Source organism: Heyndrickxia sp. MSNUG (assembly GCF_049532715.1).
Lineage (GTDB): Bacteria > Bacillota > Bacilli > Bacillales > Cytobacillaceae > Mesobacillus.
This window is the reverse complement of sequence record NZ_CP150978.1, coordinates 4,381,852-4,396,156: the sequence shown is the minus strand read 5'-3', so window position 1 is coordinate 4,396,156 and position 14,305 is coordinate 4,381,852. Positions and strand designations below refer to the sequence as shown.

Genomic DNA, 14,305 nt, shown 5'->3' with positions numbered 1-14,305 from the left:
ATTAAAGGTCCCCCCGAACTGATATTAAACTGATTTCAACTGAAATTTAATCGCCAAAACCATAATGAAATTCAACTTTTTTCAGTCAAAAATCACTCAGCAGCAAGTTCAAACCCCAATTCAACCGTATCCCTGCTGTTAGGGCCAACAAAAGCGATGAATTTTCCTGGATCGCTCTTGAAACTTAAATCAGAGTAGTAGTAGCGTAAATGCTCTTCTGTAATTTCAAACGTAACTGTCACTTTATCACCAGGCTCTAAAGCGACTTTTTTGAAGCCTTTTAGTTCCTTCATCGGTCTTACGATTTCACCAGCGATGTCGCGGACATATAGCTGGATGATTTCTTCTCCGGCCATCTTGCCAGTGTTTTCAACCTCTACGGAAACGGTCAATGGCTTGGTCGCAGACATCGTCCCATCGGACAATTTTACATCGCTATATTCAAAGCTCGTATAGCTCAACCCGAATCCGAACGGAAGTAAAGGTTCGTTCGGGATATCTAAATACTGTGATACATATCGTTCCTGTGCATCCGGAGCCCCTTGAGGGCGGCCAGTGTTGAAATGGTTGTAGTAAACAGGCACCTGTCCAACTGAATAAGGGAAGGACATCGTCAGTTTCGCGGATGGGTTCGCATCGCCAAACACGATGTCAGCCACAGCGTTTCCGCCTTCTGTTCCTGGATACCATGCTTCTAAAATCGCATCGGCTTCGTCCCAGATTCCGTGCAGGTCGAGCGGACGTCCGTTGAACAATACCGCCACGATTGGTTTGCCAAGATCCTTCATTTTAGCGGCTAGCTCCAATTGAACCACTGGCAGGCGGATATCCGCACGGCAGCCAGCTTCACCGCTCATTTCGGAAGCTTCTCCAAGCGCAAGCACGATTACATCCGCTTCCTCAGCCATTTTTACAGCCTCCGCTAACTGTTCTTCAGAACCAGTTTCAATTTCACAGCCCTTTGCTGTTAAAAGAAGGGAAGAGTCCAGCTTCGCCAGCAGGCCGTCATATAATTGAACCGCTTTTTCCTTTGAACCAAGGAATGACCATGGTCCTAAAATATCGCCGCTTTGCGCGAATGGGCCGATCAGCGCGATTTTCTTTTCTTTATTAATAGGAAGAACACCGTTATTTTTTAATAAAACAGAAGACTTCACAGCCAGTTCTCTGGCAGCATCTCGATGTTCATCGCTCATGATCAGCTCTTGCTCAAGCGCCACATCCGCACCGCGATATGGATTTTCAAATAATCCTAATTTATTCTTCAAAGCCAGAATGCGCATAACGGATTCATCAATCAGCTTCTCATCTACTTTTCCGCTTTCAACCTGAGCTTTTAAATGATCGACATAGCAAGAAGTCATCATTTCGATGTCGACGCCGGCCTGGATCGCTTTGTAGGCAGCTTCCGCTTCATCCTCTGCAACGCCGTGCGGGATCATTTCTTTTACCGCGCCCCAGTCGGAAATGAGGATGCCATCGAAGCCCCACTCATCGCGGAGCAGGTCGCGCATAAGTTTTACATTGCCAGTTGCCGGGATGCCGTCGACTGTATTGAATGCCGTCATGACCATTTCACAGCCTTCGTCGAGCGCTGCTTTGTAGGCTGGGAGATAGGATTCTCTCATTTGGCGTTCCGACATATTGACGGTATTGTAATCACGGCCGCCTTCACCAGCGCCGTATGCAGCGAAATGCTTCACACAAGCAGCTACTGATTCTTTATTATTTTTCAAGTCTTTCCCTTGGAAACCGCGTACAAACGACTTCGCAAATTCACTATTTAAATACGGGTCTTCACCAGTCGATTCCATTACGCGTCCCCAGCGAGGGTCGCGAACTAGGTCAACCATTGGTGCGAAGGTCACATGGACGCCTGCAGCCGCAGCTTCTTTTGCTGCAATTTCAGCGCTCTGCTCGGCCTTGTCCAAATCCCACGAACAGCCAATTGCCAGAGGTACAGGGAAAATCGTTTTATAACCGTGGATGACATCCGCCATGAATAATAGAGGAATGCCTAATCGGGTCTTTTTCATATGGGCTTCCTGAATGCAGATCGCTTCCTTCGCTCCACCTGAAGCTCCGAGGACCGATCCGGTATTGCGAACCTTTTCTTCAGTTATGTTCATAGAAGCAAGGGGACCGGTAATTTGTCCTTCATCACTGGAGCCTTCGAAAAATGGTGTAGCTAATTGAAGTAATTGTGCGATTTTCTCATCAAGCGTCATTTCTTTTAATAAAGAAGTAAGTTTCTGACTGTTCATATGGGTGAACCTCCCCGAAATATATTGAAGTAATAGAAACGTTTCGAATAAAGATACAACTGCATTATAAGCGCTTTCTTTTTCAGAGTCAACGAATTATCGAAACGTTTCTATTGATAAATGAAAGCGAAACCAGTAATGGCAAGGATTTTAGAAAAAAAGTAAAATCAAGCTCAATTTTTTACTTGAAAACGATTACACCATGAAATATAATAGCCCTATCGAAACGTTTCAATCGCTTCCAACATTTCTTTTCGGTAAAAGAGACCAGAATGTTTGAATCGTTTCTCAAGTTTTAACCTATTATTTTTTTAACTGTTTTCGAAACGTTTCACTGCGAGGGGGTTTTCGCAAACGAAGTGCCATTTTGGGTAGATGTTCGTGAGTTATATAGTAATGATTTGCTATAACGGGAAACGTAAATGCAAGAACTTATTAAATTATTTTGGGGGTTTTACGAATGAGCCGAAAAATGTTTAATGTATTCAGCAAGAAGTTTGCAGCTGCAGCAATGGTAGGTACATTGGTTGTATCTGGTGCACTAGCAGGATGTTCTTCTGATTCAGGTTCTGGAAAAGACGGCAAGAAAGTCATCACTGTATGGGGCATGGGGGAAGAAGCGAAGACTCTTCCAAAGATTGCGGACGAGTTTGAAAAAGAAAATCCTGATATCGATGTAAAGGTGCAGGCGATTCCTTGGGATCAGGCGCATGATAAGCTTTTAACAGCGGTTGCTTCGAAAAAAGGTCCTGATGTTGTGCAAATGGGTACAACTTGGATTCCTGAATTTGCTTCTGCTAATGCATTGCTAGATCTAACAAAGCACACTGAAAAATATCCTGAATTAGCAGCTGACAACTTCTTCGAAGGTTCAGTTGAAACGACTAAATATGATGACAAGGTTGTCGGTGTTCCTTGGTACGTTGATACACGCGTCCTTTACTACCGTACAGATCTTCTAGAGAAAGCTGGTTTTAAGGAAGCGCCAAAAACTTGGGACGAGCTTCGTGACGCAGCGAAGAAATTAAGAGCTCGCGGCGACGACAAATACGGAATAAGCATTGACACAAATGAACAAAGCTTGTCGTTCATGCTGGCTCGCCAAAATGGATCTAAGCTGATCGAAGGCAACAAAGCTTCTTTTAACGAACCAGAATTCGTTGAAGCGGTTGAATACTTGAATGGATTCTTCAAGGATGGCTCAGCGCCAGTTGATCTTGGACTGGACATCATCCAGGCATTCAAAGGTGACGGAATCCTTCCTATGTTTATCAGTGGCCCTTGGATGGTCAAGCTGATTAATGACCAGTCTCCTGAGCTGGAAGGCAAGTGGGCAACAGCGGTACTACCAGCGAAAGAAACAAATACTTCAACACTTGGCGGATCAGATCTGTCTGTATTCCAGTACACAAAGAACAAGGATGAAGCACTTAAATTCCTTGCTTACATGAGCAAACCAGAAACTCAGGTAAAATGGCTTGAAATGACAAACTCTCTTCCAGCGAACAAAGAGGCTTGGAACGACAAGCAGCTTCAAGAGAACCAGTACTACAAAGTGTTTGGTGAACAGTTAGAAAATGCACAGCCAATGCCAGTTATTAAACCTTTCGAAAAAATTGCCCAGGACTTCTTGAGCAGATTTGAAAAGATTTACCGCGGCGGTGCCGACATCCAAGAAGAAATGGATGCGTTCGATAAAGAGGCTGAAGAAATTTTAGCCAAGTAATATGCAATTCTGAGGTGGACTAGCAGGCTGAGTGCCTGCTAGCTGCCTATAATAGTCCAGAACTTCTGGACCAAGAAGGAAGGGACTTACAATGAAAAGCTTAAAGGCAAACAAGACTCCTTACTTTTTCTTAGCACCTGCAATCATACTTTTGACTATATTTTCAATTTTGCCTATTTTTGTTGCGCTGATTATCAGCTTCACAGACCTTGATTTAGTAGGGATTGCGGACTGGTCATCGATCAGTTTTGTCGGCATCGAAAACTATAAAGAGGTTGTAAGTGACCCAATCTTTTTAAAGTCGATTACTAACACTTTATTTTATGTAGTGATCGGTGTTCCGCTTGTCATTGTAATCTCACTGGCCATTGCGCTTCTTATCAATTTTGGAAAAGCACGGATTTTCAAGGCTTTCCGGGTTGTCTTCTATATGCCTTCCATCACAAACGTTGTTGCGGTTGCTGTTGTTTGGAGCTATCTGTACAACCCTCAACTTGGATTGTTCAACCATGTCTTAAACCTTCTTAACCTGCCAGATGTACCGTGGCTTACAGACCCGACCATGGCAAAGGTTTCGCTTATTTTATTAGCGCTTTGGAGAGCGATCGGCATCAATATGATTATTTTCCTTGCCGCATTGCAGGGTATTCCGAAAACGTACTATGAAGCAGCGCAGCTTGATGGTGCAAACAACTGGAAGCAGCTGACGAAAATTACGATACCTTTGCTTAGATACGCGATCTTCTTTGTTTCGATCACTACGATGATTGGCTGGCTGCAATTTTTCGAGGAGCCTTTCGTCATGACAAATGGCGGGCCGCTTGATAGCACGACATCTGTAGCCTTGTTCATCTATCGCAACGGATTCCAGTTCAGCAACTTCGGTTACGCAGCAGCAGGATCATTCATCTTGTTCATTGCCATCATTATCATTACGATGATTCAATTCAAGCTTCAAAACAAACAGCAGGATTATTGATGAAAGCAGAGGTGAAAGTTAAATGAAATCAAGTGCAGTTTCTAAAGATTCATTAAGTGCTCATGTGAAGCGGGAAAAATCACAGCAATGGTTCGTGGGAATTATCCTGACACTTGGAGGATTACTTGTATCCATTCCTTTCGTTTGGATGATTCTATCCTCCTTCAAACCGGAAAGTGAAGTCATGCAGCTGACGCCAACGCTGTTTCCAAAGGAATTCACATTAGAGAATTTCCAGAATCTCTTTATCAATATGAACTTCGGCCTCTATTTGAAAAACACGGTCATCGTCGTTCTCTGGTCGTTCGTAGGTTTATTTTTAAATGCGATGGCAGGGTACGCATTCGCCAAGTTTGAATTTAAAGGCCGAAACAAATTATTCTTTCTCGTGCTGGCAACGATGATGATTCCTGGCCAGGTAACGATGATTCCAGTTTACCTGATCCTGAACCAAATGCAGCTGACAAATACAATGGCAGGAATTGTTCTTCCAGGCCTGGTTGGTGCGTTCGGTATCTTCCTGTTCCGCCAGTTCATGACGACCATCCCGGATGAATTGCTTGAAGCAGCTCGACTTGATGGAGCAAGCGAGCTCCGTGTCTTCTGGCAGATCGTCTTGCCGATGACAAAACCAATCCTTGCCGTACAGGGAATCCTGACTTTCATCGCCGGCTGGAACAGCTTCCTTTGGCCGCTGATCATCGCCAACGACGAAAGCCTGTACACACTATCAGTCGGATTGTCACTATTAAAAGGCCAATACGGCGGCAACTTCGCCCTGCAAATGGCCGGCTCCACCTTCATGGTCGTCCCGATCGTCATCATCTTCATCATTTTCCAGAAGCATATCATTGATGGGTATACGATTTCGGGGATGAAATAAGGAATGAGCGAAAAATATAGTCCGCTTTAACACACTAACGCGCCGGGGGTCTGACCCCCGGCGCGTTAATGCGTTACCGGAGTGGGGGTCAGACCCCCACTCCGGTCATGCGTTATTGCGTTAATCTGCTAATTCTACTTTTAATTCTTGTCCTTGGAAGCCTTGAATGAAAATCACCGTCCACCGTTTATTGCTTGGCTCATATGAGAGCTCTCGTATGATTAGTAGCTCATTTCCACTTGTTTTCTTTGCTTCGGTGATGGCTTTGCTGACAACCTGCGATTCAGACAATTTTGCTCCTGCAGGCTTATATTCCGGCAGGACAGTGATATAAAGTGCTCCTCCTTTTCCAGGATAGGATTCCATAATGGGGCCATTTGGTTCTACGATGACCCTTTGGCCGATTTTTAGTTTTTCGCTGGCTTTGGGGAATTTGAACTGTGTAGCACCAAATTGCTCTTCGCCGGATGCCTTGTTATAAATACGCCCTTGTGCCTCCACAGCAAGCAAGCTATCTTCTTGCAAATCCATTACATAGGCACCTTCCTTGGATGGCTGTTCGGTAAACTTCTTTTTAGGATAGAAGGTATCGGATTCTCCTTCCTTAGGAATCATTCGCCCTTGCTGTTCAAAAACCATATTTCGATCAGGAAATAGTTTTCTTAATTGTTCCTTTTGCTCATCTGACAGGAAGTTGTGTCCTATATTTATTTCTCCTGTTTGCGTATCAACAGACGCATCGAAGTAACCGCGGCTCGGTGTTCCTGGCTGTCTTTTCACTCTCTGGAGTGCTTGAGCCACTTTATTCGTCAAGGTATAATTCTCGGATGTCGTAAAAGGGGAATAGAAGATGTGGATATATTTCGCTTTGATTTCTCCTGCATCGACCTTGGACTGCATTTCCTCAATTAACCTCTTCAGGCGGTCATCGGCCTTTTTAACACCAATCCAATAGCCCATGCGTTCACCGTTTTGATTGCTGTTTTCAAAGAAAATGACAGCTGCGTCCTCAAGCCCTTTATAGCCGCCATAGACTTTTTCTGAAGTCTCACGGGCGATACTGCCCTCGACTGCCTGCATGGCAAGTGACTCCGCAAGTTCATCCGTCGGTTTGCCGAACACGCCATCCTGGAAATCCTTGCTTTCTTTGTATTCTTCGATTTTTTTATCGCGTTCTGGGGTATCTTTTATCGTTTGCTTCAGTTTAGCGATGATGGCTCTGTTATTGACCACTTCAATTGTTTCCCAGCCTGATTCATTTACCGGAAGAGCATCTTCGGCAGGCGTGCTTGCCGTCTTGTCAGCCCCTCGCTTTTCCTGAGTATCCCCGTTATTGTCTGTCCCGCATCCAGAAAGGGCAAGTGCCAGTCCTAAAATAGCCGCTATTGCATGATGTTTGCGCATGATTGCCTCCTAAATATTGTTATAAACATAGACGGGCAGGGGGAGGGGAAAGTTACAAACGAATGGAATGATTTAACACATTAACGCACTGGGGGTCAGACCCCCGGCGCGTTAATTTGGTGAAGTGTGCAGCGACAAAAACCCATTATAATGGGGGTTAAGGGGATTTAATCAAACGTTTGATTAAATTGATTAGAGTGGTGATTTTACAGAGGTATAGATAAAAGCTTCATAAAAAGGGTGTTCTTGTTCATAAAATCAATTGATAAGCCATTTGCGATTGGGTAGGGTTGTTGATATAGAGTGGTTATAGGGGGAGTCCGATGAAGCGGGTGAGGAAGGCAATCATACCGGCGGCTGGATTAGGAACACGATTTTTGCCGGCTACAAAAGCGATGCCGAAGGAAATGCTGCCGATTGTTGATAAGCCAACGATCCAATATATAGTGGAAGAAGCTGTAGCATCTGGAATTGAGGATATCATTATCGTCACTGGTAAAGGGAAACGTGCAATCGAGGACCATTTTGATTTCGCTCCGGAACTCGAGCGTAATTTAGAGGCGAAAGGGAAGCTGGATTTGCTGGAGAAGGTGCGCTACTCTACTAACCTTGCAGATATCCATTATATTCGTCAGAAGGAGCCTAAGGGCTTGGGACACGCCGTCTGGTGTGCGCGGAATTTTATTGGAGATGAACCATTTGCGGTACTTTTGGGCGATGACATTGTTCAAAGTGAGACGCCATGCTTAAAGCAGCTCTTGAACCAATTCGAAGTCACACGTTCTTCTGTCATCGGTGTGCAATCAGTACCAATGGAAGAGACTCATCGATATGGCATCATTGATGCGTCTTTACAGGAGGGACGCCGTTATCAGGTTGAGAACTTAGTTGAAAAACCAGCGACAGGTACTGCACCTTCGAACCTTGCCATCATGGGGCGCTACATCCTCACACCAGAAATATTTATGTTTCTCGATAAAATGGAAACAGGTGCTGGAGGGGAAATCCAGTTAACCGATGCGATTCAAAAACTGAATCAAATACAAAGAGTATTTGCATATGACTTTGAGGGGAAACGCTACGATGTGGGGGAAAAGATTGGGTTTGTTAAAACAACCATTGAGTTTGCCTTGCAAGACCAAGAATTGAGGTACGATATGCTTAAATATCTTAATAATATATTAGAGAGAGATATGAAAAGAAAGGCATGCAAAGATTAACGCGTTAAAGCGGCGGGGGTCAGACCCCCAGTGGTTTAAAGTGTTAAAGTGTTTGTCGTTATAAAGGAAAAAGCGCCGGCAACAGGTGATTAATCTCTGTTGTCATTGCGCTTTTTTCTTTATTGCTGTTTTGCTTCTTGCTTAATAACAGAACGTTCTAGGAATCTAGCGTATTCTCCGCGTGTTAAATAACCGTTTCTGTTGAATGGGTTGTTTACAGTTATTCCATTATAGGCTAGCTTGTTAATATTTGCATAATTAGGGTCGGTGGTTTCAACTCCTGCGAACTTATAGCTAGCTGGGGGGTTTTCAAATACTTCACTGTATGCTCGAACTAATATGGTTGCCATATCAGAACGGATTAGCAAATCATTAGGTTTGAATGTACCGCCTGCACCCATGATGCCATGTGCTTCTGCAATCATCATATATTGATATAGTGGATCACTTGTAGATACATCAGTAGCTTTCATTTTATAACCGGAAGGAAGTTTTAAATCCAAAGCTTGGACAATTAAGGCAGCTGCCTGCTTTCTTGGAATCTGTACACCTGCCCGGAATCCATCTGCATAGCCATTAATAGTCTTTCTTGTTTGCAGGAAAGTTACCGAACGTTGGACTTCGCCGCTAATATCCGTGAACAGTTTAACATCTTTTGATGTTTGTATATTGGAAGAGGCCATATATCCATCAAAGTTTGTTCCTTTTACCTTGTAAAAAGCAAAGTGGTTATAGATGCTTGGACTGTCGTAAGGACCACCTTCGATTTGAACAGGAGTATAATTAAGGTATCCCGTTGACGTTGTATCGGTAATGGATTTTCTTAATTTTGAAGGAACTCCGAAAGTATTATAGGTATAGCCTATTTCTTTAGCCATGTAATTCTGAGTAGTGTTTGTGCTGGTTGGCCACTGATAATCCACTCCTCCTGGGAATTCCATTAATTCAGGTGCAGATGGATTAGGATAAGCGATTGACAGTTTTGGTGTATTACCTAGAGGAATCTGGCTATTATCTCGAATAGAATTGAATACTTTTTCCTGATAAGCATTGCTTCCAGAAAAAATTGGGTCATTTCTTTTTGAAAGACCATTGTACGCCATGACCGCAAAATACCAATCTTCTATTTTATTTTGCTCATGGTTGTTCACTTGTGGTAAATTCTTGTTTTTCCACTTGCGCAATAAGTGATTTGCACCTTGCTCGATGTTGTACTTAGTATCATATTTTAATTTTTCAACATCCACGTTAAACTGGGAAATTTCAGATGGAGTAAGAGTCAATTGCATGATTCCAATGCCGCCATCTGTTGCTTCTATCGGTGTTCCATCAGAGTTGAATTGTTTCATGCCTGTTTCTACAAAAGCCATTGCCTTTAAAATTTCTGCAGGAATGCCTTTCGAGACTGCAACTTCTCTTAGAATTTGTTGTGTTTCAGCCACACTTAATGGCTGAACGTTCGCTGTAGTTACAACCTTAGTGTTAGTTAATTCCTGAGCACTGATGCTAGGTGCAAAACTCACTAATAAAGTTGCAGCTGCCGCCACTTTAAGTAATTTTTTCATTTTCAATCTCCTCCCGTTTAGTAGTTTAACAGATTTTCCAAATATTTTCTTTCTGAAAAGAAGATTAGTATAATAGTTCTATTTTAATATTTGATTATTTTTATAATTCTTACATTGACTAGTTCATTTTAACTACGTAAAATAGATAGTAATCAAATTCTTAAAAAAAGTGACGGGATGTTAATTGAAAATTGAGAGTGTTGTCTTCGTTATTAATAATCACATGGCAAAGCAGCGTTATGGTACAGCAAGAGAAGTTATTTTAAGAGAGTGGAAGCGTATTACGGAGCCAACCAACTTCCAGATGCTAGGTCAAGAAGCCAAAGAGCTTGTAAAGGTTATTGTAAAAGAAAAAGAGACAAACGAATTTGCTCTTTTAAGTGATCAGGATAAGCGAATCCTGCGTTTGCTTAATGAAGCGGTCCGCGACGTCAAACTTCCATATGCTAAGAAAATATTTTTTGAGCATATGGAATTAATCGACCAGGCTCATGCTCAAAAATGGCTTACAGCAGATGCACGGTTTATGTGCTTTGCATGGAAAAAGAATGCTTAATAATAAATCGGGGTCAGTCTTTGGTGCTTTATAGCGCGAGGGACTGACCCCTTTCTTTTTAAAAAATTCGGTATTACTTTTAAATTTTCTCAGCTTTTCCATTGCACCTGCTCTCCAAGCTTTCACAGTGGAAAGGGAGACTTCTTCAATATCTGCTATTTCTCTAATGTCAAGACCCTTCAGGAAGTGGTAAAAAACCCATTTGGTCTGATTCTCGGTTAAATGGCTGTTTTTACAATAAAAAAGAATTGCGTCTTCCTCAAAAGGTATGATGGGAAATTCCTCTTCGATGTTTACCCAGTACTCCTCTTTAGCCGTTGTGGTTGAATCCGCAACTTTATTTGCTTTTGTCATTTCGTTTTTGATTTTTCCTTTGATGATCGAGTAGGCATAATTGGTGAAATCGCCTTTGCTCGAATCGAACCTTTCTGAGGATTCCCATAGACCAATCAGGGCGAGTTGATAAAACTCGTCTTTATTTTTGTAAATGTTAAGTGAGCGGATGATTTTGTGTATCATCGGTGTGTATTGGACTGCAAGCTGTTCGAAGCTTTCCATTCTGAATCCCTTCAGAAAGCGCGCTTTGCAACTGTATTCCCGGGTACCTCTAACATAATGGAATGGCTTTATAGTATCGAATTACGGAAAATTGAATTTTGGAAGGGGAAAAGTGTGGGAAATACGATTTTGGGCAAGAAAAATGAATTTTCAGAGCTGATTATTGATTTTTAGTAAGATATCAGACTATTTGCAGGGGATGTTTAAGTTTTTCATAAGATGTCTCTTTTTCGGAGTTCTTTGTATATAGATGATGAGTACATTTTCATCTCAATAAATAGAGAGGAGGACGATAGGAATGACGAGGGATGAAGTAGTGAAATTGCTGACAATGAGCCAGAGTTATTATCAAAGCTTTAAAGTAAATCAGCACAAAATCGATGATTGGTATGAGGTGTTGAAAAGTTACTCATTTGACACACTTAAGAAAAACCTTAAAGTACATGCAACCAAATCGGCTTACCCACCAAGCGTAAAAGAACTGATCAGCGGCCCATACCGAGATCCAGGCACCCGTGCAGTAGCAAACCGTCCAGAAACCGAACTGTTTAGCCAAGCAAAGCATTAACGCACTGGGGGACTGACCCCCGCCACAGTAAAGCGTTAATGCGATGGGGGTCAGTCCCCCGGCGCTTTAACGCGCTGGTGAACTGACCCCCATTTTGTATTTAACTAGATTTAATTAGGTCGGCTACTAGGATGTAACGTTGTGGAGCATCCCCAATGAAATCAAAGGGGTAGCACGTTGTAACGGTTAGTGTAGGCCTTGGTTTTGGGACGATGACGGTTCTGTCATCGGCGTCAACAATTCGTACTTTCCTTATCTTGTAGGTGAACTCTCCGGCTTCAGTCGAGACAACCAGCAGATCACCTTTTCCAACTTCGCCTAGCCTGCGAAATACTGTGTCGCGATGCCCTGATAGGACGGAGTTGTCTTTTTCACCAGGAAGCACGCTGCCTGCGAAGTGGCCAACACCTTTTTCCAATTCATCTTCATCTGTTCCATGGTAGATTGGCAAATTGGCCTCAAGCTTTGGGATTGAGAGATTGCCGATCATTTCACCTTGTTCAGGTGCTTTCAGATACAAACTATTGTGGGACGGCTTTGGCTCTTCTTTTTCAGGCTTGCTCGCAAGGACTTGTTTCGGCTCTGTCTGTTCAGTTTTGAATAGCAGGTACCCCTTCATGAATTTGAAGGCGTTTGACCCGCTGAACCATAATCCAAAGGCGATGACAGCAACAGATAATGAAAGAAGAACCAATTTACCGGTTCTTCTTTTTTTCATTGTATTAAGCACGTTTTACATTCACTTTCCTGAACACAAACGCTCCTAAAAGAACGATTGCCAGTCCAGCTAATGTGTTTTGCAGATAGTTGGAAGCAGTATTTGGCAGCTGTCCGCCTTTTACTGTCTTAGCAACAGGTTTACCGGCAAGCTTATCAGTAGGCATTTTTTCAACAGCTGTAGCTACATCTTCTGCAGCTTCAGTTGTCTGCTCAAGGTTTTCGCCTGTTTCTTCCATGAACTCTGAGTCAAACATATCTTTCGTAATGATCATGTCAGCTAAAAGTTCACCATCTAGATTAGAGATTTTGATAAGTAAATCTGCACCCTTAGTAGAATCCATTTGCATTAATGAAGTGAATGATACAGGAGTTGTCTGTCCATCCTTTGTTAAAAAGTACTCTACATCAAGTTGCAGCAATTCAAGAAGGTCATTCCAAACATCGATGAACTCTGCGATCTCTTCTGCAGAAAGATCAGTCGCACTGTCAAACTCAGGGAAGTCCATTAGACGAGTGCCAATCTCTTCCATGCCCATGAAAAATTGCTCGGCATCCAGTTCAGGATTTTCGATGATTGCGATCACATGATTAGCCAGGCGGTTCGCTTCAGCAAGTGACAGGCCGAAAGAATCCAATGTATTGATTAAATCATCTTTTGACTGCATGAAGTATAGTTGGGAAACAGCCCATGAAAGATCTTCAATCGTTTCGTAGTTATCGATCGAATCTCCGGATTCATTCAAGAAACGCTCTAGTTCTTCTCTTGATTCGAAATCGAACTCATCTAGAAGGAATTGAAGCGTCTCATCCGTAATTGGTGTCATTTCTTCAGCATACAGCCAATCAGTAACGTCAAAGTAAAGATCATCGAAGAATACGTAGTCGTCCAAAGAAGCACCGTGCTCTTCAAGTAAAAGATTGAAATCTTCCTCATTCAATTCAAACTCTGCAATAAGCTCCTGCAGGTTCTCCTCGTTCAGTAAATCTCCCAAATACATCGTTAATTCTTCAAGTGACTCAAAATCTTCCAGTGTATAGTCGTGCATGTCGCTTAAATAAGAAACAAACTCTTCCTCTGACATGCCAATTTCCTTAAGATAATTCTGGAACTCAGGATCCTGAGCATCCACCGCCGCAAAAGCAGCATAAGGCATAGCCACAAAAGTTAGCGATAGAGCTAACACAATAGATAAAATGCGTTTCAAAAAAACTTCCCCCTATTAATATTACAGATATATTACAAAAGTATTATATCTGGATTTCCAAGGTTCAGATAGTAGTATAATATGGAATTTTTGTAAGACATAAAGAAATGCTTTAACGCAGTAAAACGGTGGGGGTCAGACCCCCGGCAAGGTGATGCATTAAAGCGGTGTCGGGTTGGGGGTCTGACCCCCATTGCGGTAGTGTGGTAAAGTGATTGTGAATTTTTTTTGGATTTTTATATAGAGGGGAAATTATGGGGGGATTTTATTATTTTGATAGGGTTATATACTAGTTTGTTCTTATAAAGGGTGAGAAGAGAGGATCAATTTATGAGTGCAAAAACAATTTTTGTATATTGGCGAAATATTATAATGGAAAAGCACTATTTTATCAATGTGCTATATTTCTTAATTTCCTCTCAGAAATAATCACGAAAAAATATTATTGTGAAATAAAAATTAACATATACTTTTATTTATGAGATTACCTATAATATACCTGTATAAGTATTATGTTTAAAACATATAATCTTCAGCTCCTTAGAATTCTCCAACTAATACTCATCAAGAAGTGATCAGCATAACAATACCTGATTTTCCTTTCCCTCATTTAATTATTTTAGCGACATAACTATTTACAACACGAATCATGTTTTT

12 protein-coding genes are annotated in these 14,305 nt (G+C 42.2%); 6 read left to right on the top strand and 6 right to left on the bottom strand.

The window, feature by feature from the left end; all coding sequences use genetic code 11:
• Nucleotides 1-92: 92 nt before the first annotated feature.
• Entirely contained in the window at nt 93-2,264 is a 2,172-nt protein-coding gene (locus AABM38_RS22095) for a glycoside hydrolase family 3 N-terminal domain-containing protein (protein WP_423408307.1), read from the bottom strand.
• Between the two features lie 460 nt (nt 2,265-2,724).
• Between AABM38_RS22095 and AABM38_RS22090 the strand changes: the two genes are divergently transcribed.
• From AABM38_RS22090 to AABM38_RS22080, 3 genes are all read left to right on the top strand, one after another.
• The gene (locus AABM38_RS22090) at nt 2,725-3,990 is read left to right on the top strand and encodes a sugar ABC transporter substrate-binding protein (RefSeq protein ID WP_423408306.1); all 1,266 of its coding nucleotides are present in this window, start codon (nt 2,725-2,727) and stop codon (nt 3,988-3,990) included.
• Nucleotides 3,991-4,081: 91 nt separating this feature from the next.
• Nucleotides 4,082-4,969, top strand: a complete 888-nt coding sequence (locus AABM38_RS22085; protein ID WP_423408305.1) for a carbohydrate ABC transporter permease — start codon at nt 4,082-4,084, stop codon at nt 4,967-4,969.
• 22 nt (nt 4,970-4,991) lie between these two features.
• A complete protein-coding gene (locus AABM38_RS22080) occupies nt 4,992-5,852 on the top strand; it encodes a carbohydrate ABC transporter permease (protein ID WP_423408304.1) in 861 nt (286 codons plus the stop codon).
• Between the two features lie 120 nt (nt 5,853-5,972).
• Here AABM38_RS22080 and AABM38_RS22075 read toward each other — a convergent pair whose 3' ends face one another.
• Entirely contained in the window at nt 5,973-7,256 is a 1,284-nt protein-coding gene (locus AABM38_RS22075; RefSeq protein WP_423408303.1) for a DUF3221 domain-containing protein, read from the bottom strand.
• Between the two features lie 323 nt (nt 7,257-7,579).
• Between AABM38_RS22075 and galU the strand changes: the two genes are divergently transcribed.
• The gene (galU, locus tag AABM38_RS22070) at nt 7,580-8,476 is read left to right on the top strand and encodes a UTP--glucose-1-phosphate uridylyltransferase GalU (RefSeq protein ID WP_423408302.1); all 897 of its coding nucleotides are present in this window, start codon (nt 7,580-7,582) and stop codon (nt 8,474-8,476) included.
• A 119-nt stretch (nt 8,477-8,595) separates the two neighbouring features.
• Here the strand turns inward: galU and AABM38_RS22065 are convergent, their stop codons facing one another.
• Nucleotides 8,596-10,041: an S-layer homology domain-containing protein gene (locus AABM38_RS22065; protein ID WP_423408301.1), complete on the bottom strand. Its 1,446-nt coding sequence runs from the start codon at nt 10,039-10,041 to the stop codon at nt 8,596-8,598.
• 184 nt (nt 10,042-10,225) lie between these two features.
• On the opposite strand from AABM38_RS22065, the gene AABM38_RS22060 reads away from it, so the two are divergent.
• The gene (locus AABM38_RS22060; protein WP_423408300.1) at nt 10,226-10,597 is read left to right on the top strand and encodes a hypothetical protein; all 372 of its coding nucleotides are present in this window, start codon (nt 10,226-10,228) and stop codon (nt 10,595-10,597) included.
• Here the strand turns inward: AABM38_RS22060 and AABM38_RS22055 are convergent.
• Nucleotides 10,517-11,155, bottom strand: coding sequence for a sigma-70 family RNA polymerase sigma factor (locus AABM38_RS22055; RefSeq protein WP_423408299.1), 639 nt, complete (start codon nt 11,153-11,155; stop codon nt 10,517-10,519). The two genes, AABM38_RS22060 and AABM38_RS22055, sit on opposite strands and share 81 nt — an antisense overlap.
• Before the next feature lie 298 nt (nt 11,156-11,453).
• Between AABM38_RS22055 and AABM38_RS22050 the strand changes: the two genes are divergently transcribed.
• Nucleotides 11,454-11,723 carry a replicative helicase loader/inhibitor gene (locus tag AABM38_RS22050; RefSeq protein ID WP_423408298.1) on the top strand — a complete coding sequence of 90 codons (270 nt, stop codon included), beginning with the start codon at nt 11,454-11,456 and terminating at the stop codon, nt 11,721-11,723.
• 100 nt (nt 11,724-11,823) lie between these two features.
• On the opposite strand, the gene AABM38_RS22045 is transcribed toward AABM38_RS22050, so the two are convergent.
• Both AABM38_RS22045 and AABM38_RS22040 read right to left on the bottom strand, forming a co-directional pair.
• Entirely contained in the window at nt 11,824-12,441 is a 618-nt protein-coding gene (locus AABM38_RS22045; RefSeq protein WP_423408297.1) for a class D sortase, read from the bottom strand.
• A 4-nt stretch (nt 12,442-12,445) separates the two neighbouring features.
• Nucleotides 12,446-13,648: a processed acidic surface protein gene (locus tag AABM38_RS22040; RefSeq protein ID WP_423408296.1), complete on the bottom strand. Its 1,203-nt coding sequence runs from the start codon at nt 13,646-13,648 to the stop codon at nt 12,446-12,448.
• Nucleotides 13,649-14,305: the final 657 nt, after the last annotated feature.

Bases quoted from the DNA above. Each gene is read 5' to 3' on its own strand.
- AABM38_RS22095 (WP_423408307.1), bottom strand. From the start codon at position 2,264: ATGAACAGTCAGAAACTTACTTCTTTATTAAAAGAAATGACGCTTGAT.
- AABM38_RS22090 (WP_423408306.1), top strand. From the start codon at position 2,725: ATGAGCCGAAAAATGTTTAATGTATTCAGCAAGAAGTTTGCAGCTGCA.
- AABM38_RS22085 (WP_423408305.1), top strand. From the start codon at position 4,082: ATGAAAAGCTTAAAGGCAAACAAGACTCCTTACTTTTTCTTAGCACCT.
- AABM38_RS22080 (WP_423408304.1), top strand. From the start codon at position 4,992: ATGAAATCAAGTGCAGTTTCTAAAGATTCATTAAGTGCTCATGTGAAG.
- AABM38_RS22075 (WP_423408303.1), bottom strand. From the start codon at position 7,256: ATGCGCAAACATCATGCAATAGCGGCTATTTTAGGACTGGCACTTGCC.
- galU (WP_423408302.1), top strand. From the start codon at position 7,580: ATGAAGCGGGTGAGGAAGGCAATCATACCGGCGGCTGGATTAGGAACA.
- AABM38_RS22065 (WP_423408301.1), bottom strand. From the start codon at position 10,041: ATGAAAAAATTACTTAAAGTGGCGGCAGCTGCAACTTTATTAGTGAGT.
- AABM38_RS22055 (WP_423408299.1), bottom strand. From the start codon at position 11,155: ATGGAAAGCTTCGAACAGCTTGCAGTCCAATACACACCGATGATACAC.
- AABM38_RS22050 (WP_423408298.1), top strand. From the start codon at position 11,454: ATGACGAGGGATGAAGTAGTGAAATTGCTGACAATGAGCCAGAGTTAT.
- AABM38_RS22045 (WP_423408297.1), bottom strand. From the start codon at position 12,441: ATGAAAAAAAGAAGAACCGGTAAATTGGTTCTTCTTTCATTATCTGTT.